This window comes from Flavobacterium sp. HSC-32F16 (genome assembly GCF_024171645.1).
Lineage (GTDB): Bacteria > Bacteroidota > Bacteroidia > Flavobacteriales > Flavobacteriaceae > Flavobacterium.
Genome location: NZ_JALKAC010000005.1, coordinates 298,173 through 325,055, shown reverse-complemented (window position 1 = coordinate 325,055; position 26,883 = coordinate 298,173). Strand labels below are relative to the sequence as shown.

14 protein-coding genes are annotated in these 26,883 nt (G+C 35.9%); 13 read left to right on the top strand and 1 reads right to left on the bottom strand.

Going from position 1 to position 26,883, the window contains the following annotated elements; genetic code table 11:
* Positions 1–144: 144 nt before the first annotated feature.
* The 12 genes from L1276_RS16525 (at position 145) to L1276_RS16470 (ending at position 25,357) form a co-directional block, all read left to right on the top strand.
* On the top strand, positions 145–3,258 hold the full coding sequence (locus tag L1276_RS16525) for a TonB-dependent receptor (protein WP_253789646.1): 3,114 nt from the start codon (positions 145–147) through the stop codon (positions 3,256–3,258).
* Between the two features lie 11 nt (positions 3,259–3,269).
* Positions 3,270–4,844 (top strand): RagB/SusD family nutrient uptake outer membrane protein, encoded by a 1,575-nt coding sequence (locus L1276_RS16520; protein WP_253789644.1) that lies wholly within the window; start codon positions 3,270–3,272, stop codon positions 4,842–4,844.
* 21 nt (positions 4,845–4,865) lie between these two features.
* Entirely contained in the window at positions 4,866–6,242 is a 1,377-nt protein-coding gene (locus L1276_RS16515; RefSeq protein ID WP_253789642.1) for a hypothetical protein, read from the top strand.
* Positions 6,243–6,321: 79 nt separating this feature from the next.
* Positions 6,322–8,805, top strand: coding sequence for a glycoside hydrolase family 2 TIM barrel-domain containing protein (locus L1276_RS16510; RefSeq protein WP_253789640.1), 2,484 nt, complete (start codon positions 6,322–6,324; stop codon positions 8,803–8,805).
* A 123-nt stretch (positions 8,806–8,928) separates the two neighbouring features.
* Positions 8,929–11,328: an alpha-xylosidase gene (locus L1276_RS16505; protein WP_253789638.1), complete on the top strand. Its 2,400-nt coding sequence runs from the start codon at positions 8,929–8,931 to the stop codon at positions 11,326–11,328.
* 263 nt (positions 11,329–11,591) lie between these two features.
* Entirely contained in the window at positions 11,592–13,598 is a 2,007-nt protein-coding gene (locus tag L1276_RS16500; RefSeq protein ID WP_253789636.1) for a glycoside hydrolase family 97 protein, read from the top strand.
* A 142-nt stretch (positions 13,599–13,740) separates the two neighbouring features.
* The gene (locus L1276_RS16495) at positions 13,741–15,321 is read left to right on the top strand and encodes a glycoside hydrolase (protein WP_253789633.1); all 1,581 of its coding nucleotides are present in this window, start codon (positions 13,741–13,743) and stop codon (positions 15,319–15,321) included.
* A gap of 38 nt (positions 15,322–15,359) precedes the next feature.
* Positions 15,360–17,594 carry a glycoside hydrolase family 3 C-terminal domain-containing protein gene (locus L1276_RS16490; RefSeq protein WP_253789631.1) on the top strand — a complete coding sequence of 745 codons (2,235 nt, stop codon included), beginning with the start codon at positions 15,360–15,362 and terminating at the stop codon, positions 17,592–17,594.
* Position 17,595: 1 nt separating this feature from the next.
* A complete protein-coding gene (locus tag L1276_RS16485; RefSeq protein ID WP_253789630.1) occupies positions 17,596–19,104 on the top strand; it encodes a cellulase family glycosylhydrolase in 1,509 nt (502 codons plus the stop codon).
* 113 nt (positions 19,105–19,217) lie between these two features.
* Positions 19,218–21,164 (top strand): sialate O-acetylesterase, encoded by a 1,947-nt coding sequence (locus L1276_RS16480; protein ID WP_253789629.1) that lies wholly within the window; start codon positions 19,218–19,220, stop codon positions 21,162–21,164.
* 12 nt (positions 21,165–21,176) lie between these two features.
* Positions 21,177–22,676 (top strand): family 43 glycosylhydrolase, encoded by a 1,500-nt coding sequence (locus L1276_RS16475; RefSeq protein ID WP_253789628.1) that lies wholly within the window; start codon positions 21,177–21,179, stop codon positions 22,674–22,676.
* Positions 22,677–22,948: 272 nt separating this feature from the next.
* Positions 22,949–25,357, top strand: a complete 2,409-nt coding sequence (locus L1276_RS16470; protein WP_253789627.1) for a glycoside hydrolase N-terminal domain-containing protein — start codon at positions 22,949–22,951, stop codon at positions 25,355–25,357.
* Positions 25,358–25,440: 83 nt separating this feature from the next.
* Here L1276_RS16470 and L1276_RS16465 read toward each other — a convergent pair whose 3' ends face one another.
* Complete coding sequence (locus tag L1276_RS16465; RefSeq protein WP_253789625.1) at positions 25,441–25,989, bottom strand: CvpA family protein; 549 nt, start codon at positions 25,987–25,989, stop codon at positions 25,441–25,443.
* Positions 25,990–26,039: 50 nt separating this feature from the next.
* Between L1276_RS16465 and L1276_RS16460 the strand changes: the two genes are divergently transcribed.
* A complete protein-coding gene (locus L1276_RS16460; RefSeq protein WP_253789623.1) occupies positions 26,040–26,825 on the top strand; it encodes a hypothetical protein in 786 nt (261 codons plus the stop codon).
* Positions 26,826–26,883: the final 58 nt, after the last annotated feature.

Here is a 26,883-nt window from a genome sequence, read left to right as displayed (position 1 = left end):
TAAACAAAATCAGTCGAAACTATTTTAAATAATTTGATGATTCACTACAAACCATTCTCTATGTAACTTACACTTTAATCAATAAAAACCGTAACTAACTTAAATTTAAACCAACTCTTATTTACTATGAAAAGCAAAGATTGTATGAAAACAACCGTGTTCTCGTTTTGTACGACGCTGTTGTTTAGCTTATTTATGTTACAGTCGGGTTTTGCTCAGGCGCAATCCCGATCTGTAAGTGGAAATGTAATATCGGCTGTTGACGGAATGGGAATTCCCGGAGCGACTGTTGCAGTAGAAGGAACCAAAATTGGTGCCGCCACTGATTTTGATGGAAATTATAAAATAGAAGCAAAAACAGGCGATGTGCTTGTATTTACTTTTATTGGATTTAAAACTCAAAAAGTAACCGTAGGAACTCAAAAAACAATTACGGTTACTTTACAAGAAGAAACTTCAGAACTTAAAGAAGTTGTGGTTATTGGGTACGGTTCTCAAAAGAAAACTTTAGTAACCAATGCTGTAACTCAGGTTAGCGGTGAAAGTTTAACCAAAACCAACACTACAAATGCGCTTCAGGCATTGCAGGGACAAGCTGCCGGACTTCAAATTACTTCTACTTCTGGACAACCGGGAGAAAGTTTGAATGTTGTAATTAGAGGTGTAGGTTCTACCGCAGGAAGCAATCCGCTTTATGTGGTTGACGGAATCCTTACAGGAGATATTTCATATTTGAATAACTCAGATATCGAATCTATTTCTGTTTTAAAAGATGCTGCTTCGGCTGCGATTTACGGTTCACAGGCTTCAAACGGGGTGGTTTTGGTAACTACAAAAAAAGGAAAACGCGGTGCAACAGGACAAATAACATTTGATCAGTATTATGGTGTTCAGTCAGTTTCGAGAAAAGTAGATTTATTAGATGCAACTCAATACGCTACTATTTTAAACGAAGCAGCTGTAAACTCTGGCAAAAGCCCTTATTTTACGAATGCACAAATTGCCGGAATGGGTTCTGGAACAAACTGGATGGACAAAATGCTGACTGATAATGCAGCAACTAAAAACTTCTCTTTTGGTGCATCTGGAGGTTCAGAGACCTCTGTTTATTCTACTTCATTGTCTTATTTAGGTCAGGAAGGTGTAGTGGGCGGAAAAGATTTATCTAACTACCAACGTTACAATTTCAGATTCAATTCAGAACATAAATTGTACAAAGATGTTCTTACAATAGGAGAAAATTTGAGTTTTGCTTATGTTGATAAAAATGGAATTGGCGTTGGAAATCAATACAACAATTCATTAAGAAGTGCTTTTCAGGCAACCCCTTTATTGCCAATGTACGATGCAAATGGTGATTACTACAATACTTCAAATAATACAGAAGCGTGGTTATCTGGTGTAGCAAATCCTTATGCTTTAATGGTTTACAACAACCAGAATGAAAGCAATAATCAAAAATTATTAGGAAACGTTTATCTGCAGATTCAGCCATTCAAAAACCTGACTTTTAGAACTACATTGGGTCTTGACTATAATGTTAACGAAGGCCACTCTTATCTTCCTGTTTATAATTTATCAATTTATGCAAACAGAACTTCTGATAGAGTTACTCAAAATATGGATAAGAGTAAAAGTATTAACTGGGACAATTTATTAACGTATAAATTTAATGTAGCCGATAATCATCACTTTGAAGCTTTATTAGGAACTTCTTATATTAAGTACGACAAAACTTTAATGGAAGTAGCCAATGCTGATTCTGTTTTTAATGATTTAGAACATGCTTGGTTAGATAATACTACGAACAAGGATGGTGCAAGAATAATATTAAAAGGAAATAAGTTCGAAAATATATTAATGTCTTATTTTGGAAGATTAAACTATAACTACAAAGAAACGTATTTGTTAAATGCAACCCTTAGAGCCGATGGTTCATCAAAATTTGCTGCAGGTAATCAATGGGGGTATTTCCCATCAGTATCTGGAGGATGGGTTGTTTCAAACGAAGAATTTTTGAGAGATTCAAAAGCAATAAACTTCCTTAAATTAAGAGCAAGCTGGGGTCAGGTTGGTAATCAAAGTATCAGATCATTTCAATTTTTGTCTCTTGTAAAATCAAATACTACCAATTATAGTTTTGGAGATAAAGAAGGTATCCTTACACCGGGAGCTTATCTTGAAAATTTAGCCAATACGAACCTAAAATGGGAAACTTCAGAACAAATTGACCTTGGTTTTGATGCCAGATTTTTAAACAATGCATTAAGTGTAAACTTTGATGTGTATAAAAAAACAAATAAAGACTGGTTGATTCTGGCTCCAATTTTAGCAACTGCCGGTGCCGATGCACCATTTATTAACGGTGGAGATGTAGTAAACAAAGGGGTGGAGTTAAGCTTAAATTACCAAAATAAAATTGGAGATTTCAATTACAGCGTAAGTGCAAATGGTGCGTACAACAAAAATACAGTTGGAAAAATACCAAATGCGGACGGAATCATTCATGGATTGAATGGTGAACTTTATGATAATTCAGGTGAATTTTACAGAGCAGAAAACGGACATCCGTTAGGATATTTCTGGGGATATAAAACTGGAGGAGTTTTCCAGAATCAGGCACAGATTGATAACTACAAATCAGCAGGCGGAGTGGTATTACAGCCAAACGCAGCTCCTGGAGATATTATTTATGTAAACACAAACGGAGACGATAAAATTGATGCTTCAGACAAAACAAGTATTGGAAATCCAAATCCTGATTTTACTTATGGTTTCTCTTTATCAGCAAACTACAAAGCTTTCGATTTTTCGCTTAATGCAAATGGAGTAGCAGGAAACCAAATTGTACAATCGTACAGAAATCAGGCAAATGCTTATGGAAATTATACATCTGCAATATTAAGCCGCTGGCATGGAGAAGGATCTTCAAACACAATGCCCAGAGTAACTGAAGATAACAGAAACTTTACGCAGTTTTCAGATCTATACGTTCAGGACGGTGATTTCTTAAGAATTAATACCGTAACATTAGGATTTGATTTAGCAAAAATGAAACAATCAAAACCATTTTTTGCAAGTCAGTTTAGAGTGTATTTCTCAGTATTAAACCTTTACACTTTTACGAAATATGACGGAATGGATCCAGAAATAGGATTTGGTTCTTCAAATGATGATCAAAAGTTTTCATCAGGGGTTGATGTGGGGTACTATCCAAGACCAAGAACATTTATGTTAGGTCTAAATGTTAAACTTTAATAATTAAAAAAATGAAAAAGACCTATTTATATATTTTCTGTTTGAGTTTACTTTCTCTTGGTTCTTGCAGTTTAGAAACAGAACCTTTGACACAACAAACAGATACCAACTTTTATAAAACTACAGATGATGCTTATACTGCTCTGGTAGGTTGTTATGACGGAATGCAGGTGGCTACAGGAGCTTCTGGAAAAGGAGTTCCGGTAACAAGCGAGATAATGTCTGATGATTGTTTTGGCGGAACCGGTAATTCAGATAAATACGATTATGCAGCAATAGATGAGTTCGATATTTCTCGTGCTCCCTCTGAAATCGATATGTATAATGATAACTGGATTGCTTATTACAAAGCACTTTATCGTTGTAATGTTTTATTATCTAAGTTGGATCAAATCGACTGGAAAGGTGATACTGCTTTAAGAAATACATACGAATCTGAAACAAAATTTATCAGAGCTTACCTGTATTTTGAAATGGTGCGTTTATGGGGGAATATTCCATTATTAACAGCGCCTTCAACTGAAAATGTTCCTCAGGCAGCACCTGAAGAAGTGTATAAAGTAATTGCACAAGATTTAGTTTTTGCTTCAGAAAACTTACCTTCATCTGCTTACACTGCTACAGTTAGCGGACGTGTTACAAAATGGGCAGCGAAATCTTTGCTTGGACGTGTTTATTTATACTATACTGGATATTATGGTAAAACCGATTTAGCAGGAGTAGTGACTAGAGCACAAGCACTGGCTCATATAGAAGATGTTGTGGCATTAAGCGGACATGGTTTATTAGATGATTTTTCAACGCTTTGGCCGGCTGCTTCTGTAGAAAAATATGCAGGAGAGAACAACAAAGAAATAGTATTTTCTATCAAATATACTTATACAAGTGATTATGATGGAAACACAGATAGTAACCATTGGCTGGTAATGTTTGGAATGAGAGAGTTTTCATCTTACCCATACGGACGAGGCTGGGGAGTTACTGTAAATTCTAAATTATGGAATGCTTATGCAGCTAATGATACAAGACGTACAGCATCGATTATTGGAATTACAGAAGAAAAAATACCATTTGATAAAATAAACAATCAACGTGAATACACCGGTTACTACAACAAAAAGTATTCTCCAATGGTTGATAAAGATGGAAAAGACCTGCCTTTAACTCTGGGAAGCCAGTTTTGGGATATTGGCCAGTTTCAGGATTATGTTGTGTTAAGATATGCTGATGTACTTTTAATGGCAGCAGAATTAGGCAGCGGAAATGCACAAGCTTATTTTGATCAAGTAAGACAAAGAGCTTATAAAACGGGTTACACGCCTCTTCCTGTAACCGCTGATAATATTATAGCCGAAAGACATTTAGAATTTGCGCTTGAAGGAATCAGATATTGGGACTTATTGCGTCAGGGAATCAGCAAAGCGTCTTCAACTATTGCAGAATCTACTACTCTGCTTAATGGAGGAACACAAACTGCAAAAACTATCTCGGCAGGAAATATCCAAAAAACAAAAGGATTACAGCAAATTCCGAATACGCAGATTACATTATCTAATGGAGTTTTAAAACAAAATGAAGGCTGGTAATTTTAACTAAAAAAGAAACAAATGAAAAATATAAAAGTATTAATTACATCATTTTTGATGCTGGCAATGCTGGTATCATCTTGTTCGCCTGATAGTTATTCTTTAGACGGTGCGCTAGATAAATCGGATATACATTTTGAAATCACTCAGGATTTAGTAAAAGATCCGGGAGGAAATACCGTAATCTTAAAAAATACAACTCCGGGAGTTGTGCTAAATTGGGATTATGTAACCGGAAAATCAGACAAAGCGGTAGAAACTGTACAATATGCCTTTAAAGGAAATTATACGATAAAAATCTCAGCTGTAACCGGAGGCGGAATTGTAGAACTAGATCCTGTAACCGTAACTGTAAGTCAGGATAATTTAAATTATGTTAATGATCCGCTTTGGACGGCCTTGTCTGGAGGAGTAGGAAAACAAAAAGTTTGGATTGCTGACAATGGTAAATACGGAATGGCTCCTGGAGCAATGTCTTTTGCTGATCCAAATAAACCAGAATTACCAGTTGAATGGAACAACTTTACGCCAAACTGGGAACCTGAAGGTAATGCAAATTCAAGTACAGATGCAGATATGCACTGGGGAAGAACAATGACTTTCAGCCTTGAAGGAGGGCCATTTATGAAAGTTCATGAAGCTGACGGAACACTTAAAGAAAGCGGTACTTATTTCTTAGATATTAATACGCATACTTTAACTACAACAGGAGCAACAATTTTAAGACCAGACAATTATATTGCAAACGCAAGTAATTGGAATAATAACATCAAGATCTTAAAACTTACTGAAAACCAGTTAAGAATTGCCATTTTAAGAACCAACAGCGAAGGACCTTGGTGGTATATCTGGAACTTTGTTTCAAAAGAATATGCAGACAGTTATGTACCGCCTGTTACAGGACCAACTTACGATGAAGGTTTTGACCCAACTTTTGCTTCAGGCGAATTATTAAAAATGATTACCGGAGGAGTTGGTGCAGGAAGAGTTTGGAGTTTAGACGGAAAAGGTAATCCGATTGACTGGTTAGGAAAAGGAAAAGGATGGACAACAGATGCTAATAGTTCTTACAACTGGGGATGGAATGATGACTGGGCAGAAGCAGCAGATAATTCATGGATTCGTTTTGATCAGTTTGGAGGTAAACTTAATTACACCCGAAGCCAAAACGGAGTAGTAACCACAGGATTATTTACAATTGATGAAGCAAAGAATGAAATTAATTTAGGAAGTAATACGCTTATACAAAATTCGACAAGCTGGATGAATCCAACAGTCAATGTTATTAAAGTTGTAAAAGCTTATAATACTGATTTCCTTCAAAAAGGTATTTGGTTTGGAACCTCTTATGATGAAGGAAAAGACGAATGGTTTGTATTCCACTATATAATTCCATAAAAATTAATAGATTTCATTTTACTAATAACTTGGAAGCAGTATTAAAACTGCTTCCGGGTTATTTAAAATTTACAAAACAATGCTGCAGATCACTTCATATAAAAAACTAGGATTATTAATCGCAGGCTTTCTTTTATTGACAGCATGTGAAACATCAAACAATCAAAAATTTGAGAACCGAAAAGTTTCTTTCAATTCAGATTGGAGTTTTCATCTTAATGACAGCATCATCGATAAAGATACAATTGGAACTTCAACAAAATGGAGAACTTTAGATGTGCCTCACGATTGGAGCATCGAAGGAAAATTTGACGAAAAAAGTCCGGCAGGTTATGGAGGCGGAGCATTAAACGGCGGTTTAGGCTGGTACAAAAAAACTTTTAAAGTCGCTGCAGAAGACAGCACAAAAATAACATCTATTACTTTTGACGGCGTTTACAAAGACAGCGAAGTCTGGATAAATGGACATTATTTAGGAAAACGTCCAAACGGATATATAGGTTTTCAATATGAAATCTCCTCATATTTAAACTACGGAGATAAAAACAACGAAATAATTGTTAAGGTTGACAATTCAAAACAACCCAATTCACGCTGGTATTCGGGTTCAGGAATTTTTAGAAATGTCTGGATCGAAACGACAGATAAACTTCATGTAGGACAATGGGGAACGTATATTACAACTCCAAAAGTTACAGCAGAAAAAGCTTCGATTAATTTTGAAACAACTATTCAGAATCAATACGCTGAAGAAAAAAAGGCAGTTGTAACGACTACTATTTTTAAAGAAGATACCAAAGTAACATCAGTTACTCAAAATATAACAATCGGTGCCAATGCCAATCAAACCCTAAAACAATCGGCAGAAGTTGAAACGCCGATTTTATGGTCGGTTGAAAAACCAGAATTGTACACAGCAGTTACCGAAATTTCGCTTGACGATAAAATCATCGATCAATACAAAACCAATTTCGGAATCAGAGATTTTAAATTTGACTTAAACAAAGGTTTTATTTTGAATGGAAAACAGGTCAAAATAAAAGGTGTTTGTTTACATCACGATTTAGGTCCGTTAGGTTCGGCGATTAATACGCGCGCTATCGAACGTCAATTGGAAATCATGAAAGAAATGGGGGTAAACGGAATCAGAACTTCTCATAATCCTCCAGCTCCAGAACTTTTAGACCTTTGCGATAAAATGGGTTTCATTGTCATGGATGAAGCTTTCGACATGTGGAAACAAACCAAAACCAAATACGATTACGGAAACGATTGGGACAAATGGCACAAAAAAGATCTAATTGATCAATTGCTTCGCGACCGAAATCATCCAAGTATTTTTGTTTGGAGCATCGGAAATGAAATTCCGGAACAATGGAATGAAAAAGGGGTTGAAATTGCCAAAGAATTAGCGGCAATTACGCGTCAATACGATAAAACACGTCCGTTGACCGCAGCGATGAATCCGCCGGTAAACATGAATATTGATGCGGTAACTTTACAATTTGAGAAAAAAGACGTATCAATTAATCCGCTTGCAGGATCTGGAGTTTTAGATTTAATCGGATACAATTATGCGCATCAAACGTACGAACATCATTTAAAAAACTTTCCAAACACGCCTTTCATCGCAACCGAAACTACTTCAGGTTTACAAACTAGAGGTTATTATGATGCGGTTTCAGATACTATCAAAAAATGGCCAGTTAGTTGGGATAAAAAATTTGATGGAGGAAATCCTGGAAATACAGTTTCAGCTTACGATCAGGTTCAGACTCCTTGGGGTTCTACGCACGAAGCGACTTGGAAAGTCATTAAAAAACACGATTTCCTTTCTGGAATGTACATTTGGACAGGTTTCGATTATATCGGAGAACCAACTCCTTACGAATGGCCGTCAATCAGTTCGTATTTCGGAATTGCAGATTTAGCCGGTTTCCCGAAAGACGTGTATTATATGTACCAAAGTGAATGGACAGATAAAACCGTTCTTCACATTTTTCCGCATTGGAATTGGAAAGCTGGACAAACTGTTGATGTTTGGGCTTATTACAATAAAGCTGATGAGGTTGAACTTTTCGTAAACGGAAAATCAGTTGGAAAAAGAAGCAAAAAAGGAGACGATTTACACGTAATGTGGCGAATTCCTTTTGAAGCGGGAACTTTAAAAGCAATTTCTCGTAAAGGTGGAAAAGTGGTTTTAGAAAAAGAAATCAAAACAGCTGGAAATCCATCTCAATTAAAACTGACAGCAGACAGAAGTACCATCAAAGCTGATAAAAACGATTTGTCATTTATTACAGTTGATATTTTAGATGATAAAGGAACTTTGGCTCCAAATGCCAATAACGAAATTAATTTCTCTTTAAAAGGAAACGGAAAAATTGTTGGCGTTTGCAGCGGTGATCCAGTTAGCCACGAATCGTATAAAGGAAATAAACATACGGCGTTAGCAGGAAAATGTCTGGTAATTGTACAATCTGGAGATCAATCTGGAAGATTAGAATTGACTGCTAAAGCGAATGGACTAAAACAAGCCACAATCGTAATTACAGCAGAATAATAAGTTACGTTCCTGCAAGGTTTTCAAAACCTTGTAGGTATAAATAGTAAAGTATAGAATAAAAAATAGTAAACCTACAAGGTTTTGAAAACCTTACAGGAACGAAATGCAAAAACTAAACTAATGAAAAACACATCACTAACCACATTGTTTTCAGCTTTTATGCTTGGATTTGTTTTGACGCCAAAAGCATCAGCTCAAATCCAAAATGCAGACGTACTGAATGCTCCAATAGATATCAGTAAAGATTTTCAGAATTATCTGAATACTTTTTATTTCGCAGACGAATTGGCTTCTTTTGATCCTGCAACGGGAAAAGGAACAATCAAATATCTGCGATACAATTATAAAACACGTCAGGCTTTCAACAACATGATGATGAAACCGGATGTGGAAAAAGCAAACGAATTTCCAACAACTGAATATGCAGAATCTCCTGTTTTACCATTCGAAATTCAATTTGTTTCAGATCGAACAGTTAGAATAAAAACGACTTCAGGACCGCAATTTCATCCGCAAAAAGAATCTCTAATGCTGGTTGACGGCGTTGCGCCAAATCATCCTGAATTATGGAAATATGCTAAAATTGAAGGCGGTCACAGTTATACAAGCAAACACGGAAAAGTTGAAATTTTGACAAAACCTTGGCACGTAAAAATCTACGATGAAAAAGGGAAATTATTGACAAGCACACTTCACGATACCGATTTTAAAAATACATATACACCCACACTTCCGTTTTCTTATGTTCGCAGAAACAGCGATTATTCAAGAAGTATGGGCGCGGCTTTCAGCTTAGAACCAGATGAGAAAATATTTGGCTGTGGAGAATCATTCACGCAATTCAACAAACGCGGTTCAAAAGTAGTTTTATGGACGGATGACGCCAACGGAATCCAAAATGAAACCATGTACAAACCAATTCCGTTTTACATGAGCAGCCGTGGTTATGGGGTTTTTATGCATCATTCAACACCAATTACAGTTGACTTCGGAAAATACTTTTCAAGTGCTAACGAAATGTACATTGGAGACGACGAAGCTGATTTGTTTTTCTTTATCGGAGAACCAAAAGATATCTTAGACCAATACACGAATTTGACTGGAAAAGCGGCAATGCCACCACTTTGGTCTTTCGGTTTCTGGATGAGTAGAATTACTTATTTCTCTGAAAAAGAAGGACGTGAAGTAGCCAGAGATTTACGTAAATACAAAATCCCAACAGATGTTATTCACTTCGATACCGGCTGGTTTGATGTAGATTGGAGAAACAATTACGAGTTTGCAAAATCTCGTTTCCCAGACGCGACAAAAATGATGTCTGATTTAAAGAAAGACGGTTTCCAGGTTTGTCTTTGGCAATTGCCTTATTTCACGCCAAAGAATACTTTGTTTCCTGAAATCATGGATAAAAATTTAGCCGTAAGAGACAGAAAAGGAAATCTTCCGTACGAAGATGCTGTTTTAGATTTCTCAAATCCGGAAACGGTAACTTGGTACCAAGGTAAATTGAAAAAATTATTTGATGAAGGCGTTGCCGTTTTCAAAGTAGATTTTGGAGAAGCTGCTCCGCCAGACGGAATTTACCATTCTGGTAGAACCGGTTTCTACGAACATAATTTATATCCATTACGATACAATAAAGCAGTTGCAGAAATCACTCAAAAAGAAAAAGGATATACGTTAATCTGGGCGAGAAGTACTTGGGCAGGATCACAGCGTTATCCTTTACATTGGGGAGGAGATTCTGAAACTACAAACGGAGCGATGTCGGCAGAATTACGCGGCGGACTTTCATTAGGTTTAAGCGGATTCAGTTTTTGGAGTCATGATGTTGGAGGATTTGCAACTAAATCTCCTGAGAACATTTACAGAAGATGGACACCATTCGGAATGTTGACTTCACACGTACGAAGCCACGGAGAACCGCCTCGCGAACCTTGGTTGTACAGCAAAGATTTCTTGGAAGGATTTAGAAAAGCAGATAATATGCGTTACGAATTAATGCCATATATCTACGCTCAGGCAAAAGAAAGTTCTCAAAAAGGATTGCCAATGATGCGTGCTTTATTTGTAGAATATCCAAACGATCCGGGAGCTTGGTTAGTTGATAATCAATATTTATTTGGTTCAAGTATGTTGGTTGCACCGCTTTTTGAAGAGGTTGAAGAAAGAGACGTTTACCTTCCGGAAGGAACTTGGATCGATTACCAAACTAAAAAAGTGTATCAATCGGGCTGGCATAAAATCAAAGCGGGTGAAATACCAATTATCGTTTTAATCAAAGATGGAACTGCAATTCCGCACATCGGTTTAGCGCAGTCTACAAAAGATATGGATTGGAGCAAGTTGACTTTGAAAGTTTACGCAAGCGACAAAAACACTTCGGCGACAGCCAAAGTATTTTTACCAGAAGGCGATGCAGTACAAGAAATAAAAGTGAACAAAACTGGAAACAATTTTGAAGTAGCTGCAAATCCATTAAACGGAAAAACCACTTTTAAAACCGAGTGGATAAAATAAAAAGTTTCCCACGAATTGCACGAATTGAATTTGTGATAATTGCTGTAATTCGTGGCAAAAAAAGTCACAGATTAGAAAAATTAAAAAATCTGCTTGAAAAAAATAAACACAAAGAATTAAAAAATAAACATTTTAATCTGTGAAATCTGTGGCCTAAAAAACAATCCCAACAAGGGATAAAAATAAGTTTTTGTTGAGTTTCTAAATCGGGTGAAAGCCCTGCCAACGCCCGATTTATTAAAAAATGAATTAAGAAAAATATCATGAAAAAACACCTGATTTTTCCCGCTTTATTACTTTCAGTTTCGATTGGCTACAGCCAAAAAGCAAAAAACGCTTACGAACTCGCTTCGCCAAACGGACAAAATAAAATCAAATTTGAGCTTGTAAAAAATGCCCCGAAATATGCCGTTTCACACGGAAAAACCGAAGTAATTACACCATCGGATTTAGGATTTTTATTGAAAGGAAATGAAGATTTCAGTACCAATTTTGAAATCAAAAATGTCAAAAATTCCACTTTTGATGAAACTTGGGAACAAGTTTGGGGAGAAAAGAAAAATATCAGAAATCATTATAATCAGTTATCTGTAGAGTTACAGCAAAAAACAGGAAACAAACGTAAACTCGAAATTCAGTTTAGAGCTTTCGATGACGGAGTTGCATTTCGATATGTATATCCAAAACAAAATGTAAAAGACAGTATTTTCATTATGGATGAAAAAACGACTTTTAATTTAAAAGAAGATGGAAAAGCATGGTGGATTCCGGCCAATAGAGAAAACCGCGACGAATATTTGTTTGAAGCAGCACCGGTTAGTAAACTGGACACCGTTTTAACCCCGCTTACAATAGAAAGTAAAAGCGGATTAGCCTTGAGTTTTCACGAAGCAAATCTAATTGATTATGCCAGTACAACTTTGGTAAACAATGTTGGAACACAACTTAAAACCGATTTGGTTCCGTGGTCAGACGGCGTAAAAGTTCGTGTAAAAGATACCTTCACTTCTTCTTGGAGAACAATTCAAATTGGAGAAAAACCAACCGATTTAATCACTTCTTATTTGATTTTAAATCTGAATGAACCAAACAAATTAAAAAATACAAACAGCTATTTCAAACCCTATAAATATTTAGGAATTTGGTGGGGAATGCACATTGGAAAATACACTTTTTGGGAAAGCGACAAACAAGGCGCAACTACAAAACACGCCGAGGAGTATATTGACTTCACGGCAAAAGAAGGTTTTCATCATTTATTGATCGAAGGCTGGAACAAAGGCTGGACGCCGGGTTGGTATGAAAACAGAATGCACATGTTTAGTTTCACCAAAAACGCAGACAATTTCGACTTAGAAAAAGTTGTAGAGTATGGAAAGAAAAAGAACATCGAATTAATCGGTTATCATGAAACAGGTTCAAACCTGATTAATTACTTAAAACAAGTTGACGAAGGTTTTGCCTTATACAAAAAACTGGGAATTCATACCGTAAAAATTGGTCACGTAGGTTCTAAATTGAATATGAAAGAAATGCACTTCGGGCAGTTTGGAGTAAATTATTTCAGATATATTTTAGAAAAAGCAGCAGAATATGATTTGGCTGTTTTATACCACGAATCGATAAAAGATACGGGAGAAAGAAGAACTTTTCCAAACATGGTTTCGAGAGAAGCAGCGCGCGGACAAGAATACAATGCATGGAGCGAAGGAAATCCGCCAAACCATTTAAGCATTATTCCGTTTACAAGATTACTTTCGGGACCAATGGATTTTACACCGGGAATTTTTGATGTTGAGGTAAAACAAGGTTATCCGGGAAAAAGAATTCAGGGAACCGTTGGTCAGCAATTGGCGATTTATGTGACCACTTATTCTCCAATTCAAATGCTGGCTGATCTTCCTGAAAACTACGAAGGAAAACCAGCTTTACAATTCTTAAAAGATGTACCGACAGATTGGGAAGATACTAAAGTATTAAACGGAGAAATTGGTCAATACATCACAACAGCCCGTAAAGACAGAAACAGCGCTGATTGGTTTTTAGGAAGTATCACAAATGAAAACCCAAGAGAACTGGAAGTTTCACTTTCGTTTTTAGATAAAAATGCAAATTACGAAGCTCAGATTTATGCTGATGCCGAAGGAACAGATCAAAAACACAATCCGGAAGCAGTTGCAATTTCGAAGAAAACCGTAAAATCATCCGATTCGCTGAAATTAAAATTAGGAGGAGCTGGCGGAACAGCTATTAGATTTAAAAAATTGTAATTTTTAGATATAGAATGTCAAACCTGACAGGTTTTAAAAACCTGTCAGGTTTACTCAACAGAACAATTACGAACAATTTATAGAAACGTAATTCGTAGAGATGCACAGCAGTGTGTCTAACCCAATGTAATTCCGAACAGATATGAAAAGAATTTTAATAACATTCCTGATTTTCGTTAATCTAATCAATATTAATTTGTTTGGACAAAACAGTAATGCTGAAAACCGAATCATAAAAGTCGATTACAATAAAGAAGCAGGAAAATTAAACACTATGTTTAAAGAATGCATTGGTGCCGGACGTGCAAACGAAGGTCTGCGTGCCGACTGGCAGCAGCAATTGGCATTGGTTAAAAAAGAATGCGGCTTTAAATATATTAGAATGCACGGTTTATTGACAGACGATATGGCCGTTTATCGCGAAGACGAAAAAGGAAATCCAGAATACAATTACCAATATGTCGATGTTTTGTTTGATTATATTGTTAGTTTAAAAATGAAACCGTTTGTAGAATTAGGTTTTATGCCGAATGCATTGGCAAGCGGAAAAGAAACTATTTTTTGGTGGAAGGGAAATGTAACGCCGCCAAAAGATTATAAAAAATGGGAAGATTTAGTTCGAAATCTAACTCAGCATTTTAAGGAACGTTATGGAGATGACGAAGTAAAAACATGGTATTTTGAAGTTTGGAATGAACCGAATTTATCACCAGGTTTCTGGACAGGAACACAACAGGAATATTTTAAATTATACGATTATGCAGCCCGCGGTGTAAAAGCCGTGAATTCATTGTATAAAGTTGGCGGACCAGCAACGGCAGGTGCAGGATGGGTTCCGGAAACCATTGCTTTTTGTGAAGAAAATAAAGTACCAATTGATTTTATTTCAACACATACTTACGGTGTAAACCATGGATATCTGGATGAATTCGGCACATCAGGAACTATTTTGAGTCAGGATGAATTCAGCGTAAGCGGCGATATTTTAAATTCAAGAAAACAAATCGAAGCTTCGGTAAAACCCAATTTAGAATTGCATTATACAGAATGGAGCTCTTCTTACACACCGGCAGATCCAATTCACGATAGTTATCATTCCGCAGCATATATTTTGCAGAAAATAAAACAAGTAGGAAATGCGGCAAACTCAATGTCATATTGGGTTTTTACTGATATTTTTGAAGAAGCCGGACCAAGATTTACACCCTTTCACGGCGGTTTTGGATTGTTGAATACGCAGGGAATTAAAAAGCCAGCCTATTTCTCTTATTATTTGATGAATAAATTAGGAGAAACAGAACTTCAGAATGCAGATAAAAATTCGTGGATAACTAAAAATGAAAAAGGTGATGTGCAGCTTTTATTCTGGGATTTTACCAATACACATCCGGGTGATAAAGTTTTAAATCAAACCTTTTATCTTCAGGATAATCCAGCAAAAGCAAAAGGTATTGTGAAAATTGAACTAGACCATTTAGCAAAAGGAAAATACGATCTGGAAATCTACAAAGTGGGGTACAAAACACATGATGTTTATGCCGATTATATGGCGATGAAAAGCCCGAAACAGCTTAGCAGAGAACAAGTAGAACTTCTTAAAGAGAAAAACAAAGATTGTTTACTCTCTAAAGAAAAAATAAAAATAGATGCAAAAGGAACATTTAGCAGAGAAATTACCATTAACGAAAATGATGTTTATATGTTCAGATTTGTAAAACAGTAATTCTATAACTATAATCTCAAAACTAAAAACCACAATCAATGAAAAACAAATTTATATACTTCTCAGCGGCGCTGACGCTTATGTTTTTTGTTTCGTGCAAAAATGAAACACAAAATTCAGGTTCTGAATCTGTTAAGAAAGAATATCAGGGAAAAGAAATCGGATCAGAATACGATGCCGAAATAGATAAATTAGTTTCTCAAATGACACTTGAGGAAAAAATTGGAATGCTGCACGGAAACAGTATGTTTACCAGCGGCGGTGTAAAACGTTTGGGAATTCCGGAACTAAAAATGGCCGACGGACCGCTTGGTGTTCGTGAAGAAATTTCTCGTGACAATTGGGCTCCGGCAGGTTTAACCAATGATTTTGCTACTTATTATCCGGCAGGAGGTGCTTTGGCCGCAACATGGAATACAGAAATGGCTTATACTTTCGGGAATAGTGTAGGACAGGAATTACGCGCCAGAGACAAAGATATGTTACTTTCTCCTGCAATTAATATTGTAAGAACGCCGCTTGGAGGACGAACTTACGAATATATGACTGAAGATCCATTTTTGAATAAAAAAATCACAGTGCCTTTGGTTGTAGGCTTACAGGATAATGACGTAATGGCTTGTATAAAACATTACGCAGCCAACAATCAGGAAACCAATCGTGATTTTGTTGATGTGCAAATTGATGAGCGTACACTTCGTGAAATTTATCTGCCTACTTTTGAAGCAGCCGTTAAAGAAGGTCATGCCTATGCCGTAATGGGCGCTTACAATAAATTTAGAGGAGAATATTTATGTGAAAACGATTATATGCTGAATAAAATCCTTCGTGACGAATGGGGGTTTAAAGGCGTTGTAGTTTCAGATTGGGCAGCGGTGCACTCTACAGTAAAATCACTTGAAAACGGATTGGATATTGAAATGGGAACTCCAAAACCTTTCAATGAATTTTTCCTTGCTGATAAATTAATCGCCGCAGCAAAAAATAAAGAAATCACAGAAGCAGAAATCGATAAACACGTAAAAAGAATTTTACGCGTATTATTTCAGGTAAAAGCAATGGGCGGAAAAGAACGTGTAAAAGGAAGTATTTCAACCGAAGCACATTATCAGGATGCCTACAAAATTGCTGCAGAATCAGTGGTTTTATTAAAAAATGAAAACAACGTACTGCCTTTAAAGTTAGACGGAGTGAAATCTATTGCTGTAATTGGAAATAATGCCACAAAGAAAAATGCTCTTGGCGGATTTGGGGCAGGCGTAAAAACCAAAAGAGAAATTACACCTCTTGAAGGTTTAAAAAACAGATTACCATCTTCAGTTAAAATCAATTACGCCGAAGGATATTTAGAGCGTTATGATGAAAAAAATAAAGGAAACTTAGGAAACATTACTTCAAACGGTCCGGTAACAATAGACCAGTTAGATCCTGCAAAAGTTCAGGAAGCGGTTGAAGCAGCAAAGAAATCTGATGTTGCAATTATTTTTGCCGGTTCAAACCGTGATTATGAAACAGAAGCATCAGACAGAAGAGATTTAAAATTGCCATTCGGGCAAGAAGAATTAATTCAAAAAGTATTGGCCGTAAATCCAAAAACGATTGTAGTTTTTGTTGCCGGAGCACCTTTTGATATTGATGCAGTCAGTAAAAAAACGTCAGCTTTGGTATGGACTTGGTTTAATGGTTCTGAAGGAGGAAATGCTTTAGCCGATGTTCTGTTAGGAAAAGTAAATCCGTCAGGAAAACTGCCTTGGACAATGCCAAAAAAACTAATGGATTCTCCAGCGCACGCGACAAACAGCTTTCCAGGAGATAAAACGGTTAATTATGCTGAAGGAATTTTGGTAGGATACCGTTGGTTTGATACAAAAAATGTGGCTCCATTATATCCTTTCGGATACGGATTATCATACACCACTTTTGCTTTAGAAAATGCTAAAACAGATAAAACGTCTTATGCTCAAAATGAAACTATTTCAGTTTCTGTTGAAGTAAAAAACACAGGAAAAGCAGATGGGAAAGAAGTTGTTCAGGTGTATTCTTCAAAATTAGATTCAAAAGTAACCCGTGCTTCAAAAGAATTAAAAGGGTTTGCAAAAGTATTGGTAAAAGCTGGATCATCTGAAACGGTTAGCATTAAACTTCCTGTAAAAGAATTAGCGTATTATGACGTAGCTTCTAAAAAATGGGTAGTTGAAACTGGAAAATATAGTTTGAAAATTGGAAATTCATCAAGAGATATTAAAAAGGAAATCAACTTTACAATCAAATAATATGGAAAAGATAATCAAAGGTTACCTCTTTAGTTTTGTATTGTGTTTTTCTTTTTTAAGTATTTGGGCCTGCAGCTCTGATAAGGAAGAAGCAGAGAAAACAACTGAAAAAACACTTACGGTTGATGCCAATAAAATCGATTTTGCCAACACAGCAAATGAGGTCAATATAAAAGTGACAACAAATGCCAGAACATGGAAAATAAGCAGTACCGATGCTAAATGGCTCGAACTAAGCCAGACTTCTGGTGTTACAGGATCAGTTTTAGTAAAAATTGCAGCGTTAGAAAATACTGGAAAAGAAGCGAGAACAGCAGTTATTACTCTTACTTCCGATGAAACTTCGCCAATACAAATTGCGGTTTCTCAGGCAGGAGGTGCAGTTGTTGCGGGTTTATATCCAAGTTACAATACCAATCCAATTGCGGCAGACCAAACCGGAATGTCAAGTAATGCGGTACAGTTAGCGGCTAAAATAAAACTAGGATGGAATATCGGAAACACAATGGAAGCAACAGGCGGAGAAACTGCTTGGGGAAATCCAAAAGTTACAAAAGCGTTGATCGATGCTGTAAAAGCAAATGGATTTAATGCCATTAGAATTCCATGTTCTTGGAATCAAAATTTAGCAAATGCTTCAACAGCTCAAATCCAAACCGTTTGGCTTAACCGAGTTAAAGAAGTTGTACAATATTGTGTTGATAATGATATGTATGTTTTGGTGAATATTCACTGGGACGGCGGCTGGCTGGAAAATAATATTACCGAAGCCAAAAAAGAAGAAAACAATGCCAGGCAAAAAGCTTTCTGGGAACAAATTGCCACACACTTACGTGACTTCGACGAACATTTACTTTTTGCCAGCGCCAACGAACCTGCTGTTGAAGATGCAGCACAAATGGCTGTTTTAACATCGTATCATCAAACTTTCATTAATGCTGTTCGTTCAACAGGAGGAAAAAATGCATATCGTACTTTAGTAGTTCAGGGACCAACAACCGACATTGAAAAAACAAATAAATTAATGACCGTTTTACCAACAGATACAGCAGCTAGCCGAATGATGGTTGAAGTTCATTATTATACACCGTGGAATTTTGCCGGTTTAACCAAAGATGAATCCTGGGGTAAAATGTTCTATTATTGGGGTTCAGGATATCATTCAGCTACTGATACAGAACGTAATGCAAGCTGGGGTGAAGAAGCAGATTTAGATAAAAATTTCAAATTAATGAAAACCCAATTCGTAGATAAAGGGATTCCGGTTTTATTAGGAGAGTTTGGAGCAATCAGAAGAACGAGTTTAACGGGAGATGCTTTAACTTTACATTTAGCTTCGAGAGCCTATTATTTAAAAACGGTGGTAAAAACAGCTCGGGCAAACGGATTATTACCTTTTTATTGGGACGAAGGAAGTACTGGAGATAACGGTTTTGGAATTTTTAAAAGAAGTGATAACACCGTTTTTGATACTCAGGCCTTGACCGCTTTGAAAGAAGGATTACAGTAAAAAAACTTTCTAAACCATATAAGTGATATAAGATAATTTAAGTTTAAACTCAATTTTGAATTTATGTTTTCTTATATCACTTATGTAGTTTTAACTATTTTAAATTATGAGATATGAAAAAACATTTTCTGTCTATTTTGTTGATATTTAGCGTATTTGTTAATGCTAATGTCACAATGCCTTTATTGTTTTCAGACGGAATGGTGCTGCAAAGGAACAAGAAAATTCCAATTTGGGGTTTTGCTGACGCGAATGAAAAAATAGAAGTCCATTTTAATAAACAAATTCAAAAAACCACGACCGATAAAAACGGAAAATGGACTCTTAATTTGAATCCCGAAAAAGCCGGCGGTCCTTTTGAGTTAATCATCATCGGAAAAAATAAAATCACCATTAAAAATGTTTTGGTTGGTGAAGTCTGGATTTGCAGCGGACAATCGAATATGGAATTTCAGGTTTTCAAAACCATGAATGCATCCGAAGAAATTAAAAATTCAGATTATCCAATGATTCGTCATTTTGGAACTGCACAAGATTTAAGCGGCAAACCAAAAGACGATTTAAAAGCCGGAAAATGGGAAACAGCAAATAAAGAAACCGTTGGGAATTTTACAGCCGTTGGGTATTATTTTGCCAGAAAACTATATTCAGAATTAAAAATTCCAATCGGAATTATCAATACTTCCTGGGGCGGAACCAATGTAGAAACCTGGACAAGCCGTGAAGCATTTCAAAACAGCCCCGATTTTAAAGCCATGATTGCCGATGTTCCGGTTGTTGATATGGATGCTGTTTTTGAAAACTATAAAAAATCGATTTTAGAAAATCTGAAAAAAGTACAAGGTTTTGATGTTTCTATGGAAAACGAAAACCAGTTTAAAGAACTCAATTTTCAGGATAAAAACTGGCAGGAAATAAAAGTGCCGTCACTTTGGGAAAACCAGCAATTAGGAAATATCGACGGAATCGTCTGGATGCGAAAAACAATTGTTTTAACCGCCGAACAAGCTAAAAAAGAAGCCGTTCTGCATTTAGCAAAAGTAGACGACGAAGACAAAACCTATATAAACGGAGTTGAAATAGGAACCAATAATCTTTGGGACAAACTAAGGGTTTACAAAATTCCTGCAAATGTTTTAAAAGAAGGAACAAACGTAATCGCAGTACGAATTACAGATTACAGTGGCGGAGGCGGTATTTACGGCGATCCGGCCGATTTAAAAATCGATTTTAAAGATTCAAATTTACCGTTGGAAGGACTATGGAAATTCAATGTAGTAAAAGTAAGAATCGAAGTTTCGCCAAACAGTTATCCGTCATTATTATACAATGCTATGGTAAATCCGTTAGTGCCATATGCGTTTCAAGGCGTTTTGTGGTATCAGGGCGAAGCCAATGTTTGGAGATCAAAAGAATATAAAAAATCATTTCCGTTACTAATTCAGGATTGGAGAAATAAGTTCAAACAAGGCGATTTTCCTTTTTATTTCGTTCAATTATCCACTTTTGATGAATTTGGAGGAAACAGTCAAAAAGGAAGCCGATGGGCAGAACTTCGTGAAGCGCAGGCTGAAACTTTAAAAGTACCAAATACAGGAATGGCCGTTACGACTGATATTGGAAATGCAAAAGATATTCATCCAACCAATAAACAAGACATTGGATTGCGTTTGGCAGCAATTGCGATGAATACTATTTACGGCAAAAAACAAGTTCACAGCGGGCCAGCTTATAAATCGAAGGAAATAAAAGGTAATCAGATTATTTTGACTTTCGATAATATTGGCAGCGGATTATCAACGCCAAATAAAGATGAATTAAAAGGTTTTGAAATTGCTGGTGCAGACAAAATTTTTCATTCCGCGAAAGCGATAATAAAAGACAACAAAATAATAGTTTCCAGCGATCAGGTTCAAAATCCTGCTGCCGTTCATTACGGCTGGGCAGACGATGATACCGAAATCAATCTTTTTAATAAAGAAAAATTCCCGGCATCGCCATTTAGAACCGATAATTGGGAAATGATTACAGAGAATGAGAAATATAAAATCAGCAAGTAATTTTTTTTGAATATGAAAAATACCATTCTCATCCTTCTATTCTCCTTCTCATTTACAATTACGGCACAGCAGCAAAATGCAAAAGTGCCCGATGGATTTTACCAGAATCCCATATTTACGGGAGACTATGCAGATCCTTCTCTTATTCGGGATGGCGAAGATTATTACATTGTACATTCGTCATTCAATTATTATCCGGGATTATTAATTTGGACTTCTAAAGATTTGGTGAACTGGAAACCCGTTACTCATGCACTTAAAAAAAGTGTAGGTTCAGTCTGGGCACCTGATTTGGTAAAATATAACAATAAATTCTACATCTATTTTCCGGCTAACGAAACCAATTATGTAGTTTGGGCAGATTCCATCAACGGACCTTGGAGCGATCCTATAGATTTAAAAATTGGAAATATCGATCCGGGACATTTTACAGACGAAAAAGAAAATCGATATCTCTATTTCAGTAACGGAGATTATGTTCCGTTATCAAAAGATGGTTTATCCGTTTCCGGAAAAGGCAAACATGTTTATGACGGATGGAAAATTCCATCAGAATGGTCAATTGAATGTTTTTGTATGGAAGGACCAAAAGTGCTCAAACACGGTAATTATTATTACCTAACCGTTGCCGAAGGAGGAACGGCCGGTCCGGCTACAAGTCATATGGTAATTTCGGCAAGATCAAAATCGCCTTTAGGACCTTGGGAAAATTCACCCAACAATCCCATTATCCGCACAAAAGATAAATCAGAAAAATGGTGGTCAAAAGGGCATTCAACCCTAATCGATGACATAAACGGAAACTGGTGGATGGTTTTTCACGGTTACGAAAACGGCTATCACAATATGGGGCGCCAGACACTTTTAGAACCTGTAGAATGGACAAAAGACGGTTGGTTTAAAAGTCCGGAAAATATCAAAACCGAAGAACCAATTAAGAAACCCGCAGGAAAAAATAGTAAAAGCAATTTCACACTTTCAGATAATTTTGCAGCATCAGAACTCAAACCACAATGGCAGTTTTTTAATGAATTTGATTCGCAAAGATTCAAACTTACCAATAACGGTTTACAGCTTAAAGCCAAAGGAAAAAACATCGGCGAAAGCTCACCGCTTTTATGCACGCCTCCCGACCATTCTTATACCGCCGAAGTAGAAGTCGAAATAGAAGGAAATACCACGGCAGGACTTATCTTGTTTTACGACAGTAAATTGTACACCGGAATCGCAGCCGATAAAGAAAATATTCTGGCGATTCTAAGATCCTGGCAGTTTCCTACTCAAAAAGGGATTAACAAAACACATTTGTTTCTTCGTTTAGAAAAGAAAGAACAGCTTGTAAATATGTTTTACAGCATCGACGGAAAAGAGTGGACAAAAATTGAAAATTCAGCCGAAGTTTCGGCATTTCACCATAATGTTTTAAGCGGTTTTATGAGCCTGCGTTTAGGACTTTCTGCTGTTGGCGAAGGTCAGGTTACATTTAGAAATTTTAGATACATATCAAATTAATTATAAGGGCGTGACCATAACGAGATAAGAAGGCAAATATACTTTGTGTAAATACGCCTTCTTATCTCATTATGGTCGGGCTATCCACACTACTTCAGTAGTTTGCTCCTATCCCTCACGCGAACAAAGGTGATAAGAAATTTTCCGTTAGTAACAATTATTTGGTAGTGCAAGATTAACACGATAGTTTTGTCATTCCGGGTCTCGTTCCTCGGAATAATAAGATTGAATAAATACCAGATGTAAAAAAACATGACCAAAACAACAAGGCTATGAATCCAAAAATCATAAAAAAAACATTTTTCATTTTACTTCTCACATCGTACTATACAAACATCTCCGCACAATCAAAAAATGTTTTATGGTACAAACAACCAGCAGAATTTTTTGAAGAAAGCCTGGTTTTAGGAAATGGAAAAATAGGAGCAACCGTTTTTGGAGGTGCCAATTCAGATAAAATTTATTTGAATGATATTACACTTTGGTCAGGCGAACCCGTAAATGCCAATATGAACCCGGAAGCTTATAAAAACATTCCGACAATTCGCGAAGCTTTGCAGAATGAAAACTACAAACTGGCCGAAGAACTCAACAAAAAAGTACAAGGAAAAAACTCCGAATCGTATGCACCTTTAGGAACATTAGAAATTAATAATACTGAGAAAGGAAAAGCGGTAAACTACCATCGTGAACTGGATATTTCGAGCGCCATATCAAAAGTGAGTTATGAAATGGCCGGCATAAAATATACACGAGAATATTTTGTTTCGGCACCAGACCAAATCATGATGATCAAATTAACAGCTGATCAAAAAGGTGCTTTAAATTTTGACATCACTTTAAAAAGCCTTTTAAAATCAAATGTTGAAGTACGAAATAATATTTTGGTTATGAGAGGTTCTGCGCCAATTCATGAAAATGCCGGATATAATGTAGTACCAAAATATCTAACTATACCAGATAGAGGAACAAGATTTACCAGCTTAGTGCAAATCAAAAAAACAGACGGAAAAATTACAAGTTCCAGAGAAACTTTAAGTTTAAGAGATGCGACAGAAGCTATTATTTATGTTGCTGCTGCGACAAGTTTTAATGGTTTTGACAAAAACCCCGCAACCGAAGGTTTAGACGATGTGGCAATTGCAGCACAAAACCTGAATAAAGCTTATGCAAAACCATTCGATAAATTAAAAGAATCTCATATTTCTGATTATCAAAAATTCTTCAATCGTGTTACTTTAGATTTAGGTAAAACAACTGCTCCGGATTTACCAACAGACGAACGTTTATTGCGCTACGCTGATGGGAAAGAAGATAAAAACCTTGAAATTCTATATTTCAATTTCGGACGTTATTTATTAATAAGTTCTTCCAGAACTTTAGGAGTTCCGGCCAACTTACAAGGACTTTGGAATCCGCATTTAAGTCCGCCTTGGAGCAGTAATTATACGATGAACATTAATCTGGAAGAAAATTACTGGCTGGCAGAAAACACCAATCTTTCTGAAATGCATTCGTCACTTTTAAGTTTTATAAAAAACCTTTCGGTAACGGGAAAAATAACGGCTAAGACTTTTTATGGTGTAAATAAAGGCTGGGCTGCAGCGCACAATTCAGATATTTGGGCAATGACCAATCCGGTTGGGCAGTTTGGAAAAGAAGATCCAATGTGGGCATGCTGGCCAATGGCAGGCGCTTGGCTGAGTACACATATTTGGGAACATTATACTTTTACTCAAGATTTAGCTTACTTAAAAAAAGAAGGTTATCCGTTAATGAAAGGTGCGGCCGAATTTTGTTTAGGCTGGCTCGTAACCGATAAAAACGGAAATTTAATTACATCGCCGTCAACTTCACCGGAAAATCAATATAAACTGGCAGATGGTTTTGTTGGTGCAACACTTTATGGCGGAACAGCAGATTTAGCCATGATTCGTGAATGTTTTGATAAAACGATAAAAGCTTCAAAAGTACTGAATACAGATGCTGGTTTTAGAAAAGAACTCGAAACAGCACTTTCAAAACTGTATCCGTATCAAATTGGTAAAAAAGGAAATTTACAGGAATGGTATTTTGACTGGGAAGATAATGATTCAAAACATCGTCATCAATCACAGTTATTCGGACTTTTTCCTGGAGACCATATTACACCATTAAAAACTCCTGATTTAGCAGAAGCTTCCAAGAAAACACTAGAAATAAAAGGTGACGAAACTACAGGCTGGTCAAAAGGCTGGAGAATCAATCTTTGGGCAAGACTTTGGGACGGAAACCGTGCTTATAAAATGTATCGTGAATTATTACGTTACGTAGATCCCGACGGAAAGAAAACAGAAAAACCAAGAAGAGGAGGAGGAACGTACCCGAATTTATTCGATGCACATCCGCCATTTCAAATTGACGGAAATTTTGGAGGCGCAGCAGCCGTTGCTGAAATGCTGGTTCAGTCAGACGAAAACGAAATTCGATTACTGCCTGCTTTACCAGATACTTGGTCAGAAGGTTCTGTAAAAGGAATCTGTGCAAGAGGCGGTTTCGAAATTGAAATGACATGGAAAAATAAAAAGCCAGAAAAAGTAATTATTTCTTCTAAAAATGGAGCGAAAACGACTTTGATTTTTGGCGATAAAAAACAGGAAATTGTTTTGAAAAAAGGAGAAAAATTAGAAGTGAAATTCTAAATGTCATTTTGGAAATGAATATTATCTTTAGACTAAACCCGACACGTTTTAAAACGTGTCGGGTTTAATTTGCGCAAAGAATATTATTCTTTTTTAGAAGTTTCTTTTTCTTCTTCAGATTTCTCAGCCTGTTTCTCTTTAAAAGTTTCGTACCATTTTTCAATCGACGGATACACAAAAGCTGCAACTTTCTTGACTGGATTATAAAAGATATAATTGTCTAAAGTTTCCTTTTTAGCGAAAGTATTGTTGAAATTGATTTTTTCGAACAAAGCAATAAAAATGCTCAAAATAAGAATGGTTTTTAAAATCCTGAAAAATCCTCCGCCTAACTTATTCATCCATCCCAGCATTGCAAAATCAGCGATTCCGGTTAATATTTTAGCAAGGAAATAAACACCAATTACTACCAAAATAAAAGTTAGGATAAAAGCTGTAATTTGAATATTGGTTGGATTCCAAGAAACGTGTTTTGAAATCATTCCAGTCATTAACGAAGAAAATTTAATGGCAAGATAAATTCCTAATAGCAAAGAAATAAAAGAAGCAACTTCTACAAAAAGCCCATTTTTAATTCCTTTATAAAGACTATAAACTAAAAGCGCGGCAACGATAATATCAAAAAAACTCATGGTAAGGTTATGAAATGAATTATATTTCTATTTTTGTGAAAAACACCACAATGAGAAAAAAACTGTTAATCAAAATTTTAGCTGTTGTATTATTTACATCTTGTTCAAACGACAACGGAGACAAAGATAATACAGTTGATCCAAAATCAATTCTGATAAAAAAAATAACTGAAACCATTTATTTTTCGAACGATTCTGAAACACGAATATTAAATTTTTCATATGAAAATAATGTTTTAAAAAGTGTTACTTCGGATAAAAACAGATCTGAATTTTTATATAACGGAGATAAAATCAGTAAGGTAGATTATTTTAAAAATGAGATTGCAAATGGTTCTACAACATTTAATTATGATGGAGATCTTTTAAAATATACTTTATCAGGAGCAAATCAAGATGAAAGAACTGAGTATGCTTATACAAATGGAATTCTTGCTTCACAAAAATCCGGTTACTTAACGGATGGAAATTTTATAGTTCAGAAACAATCAATATATTCTTTTGATCAGAATAAAAATGCGACGGAAATTACAGACAAATCCTCTTTATTTGGTCCCGAAACAATTTCTAAAAGCAAATATTTTTATGAAAATAAAAACAACCCGATGAAATTTATGAATAAATATTTTCGACTTGTTTTTGAAACCGAAGGCTTTGACGGAATATCTAATAATAATGTTACATCAAGAGAATATTATTATCCTGTTACAACTGAAACTCCTGTTTATTATAATTTTGAAATAACATATAATGCTGATGATTTTCCAATTGAAATAAAAAAGATCGCAAAGGAAAATAATTTTGTGATTTCAAAAACGGTTATTGAATATCAATAAACAAGCAGACTTCCTGTAATATTATTTTAAAATCCTATATTTTTTATTTTTGGTATGA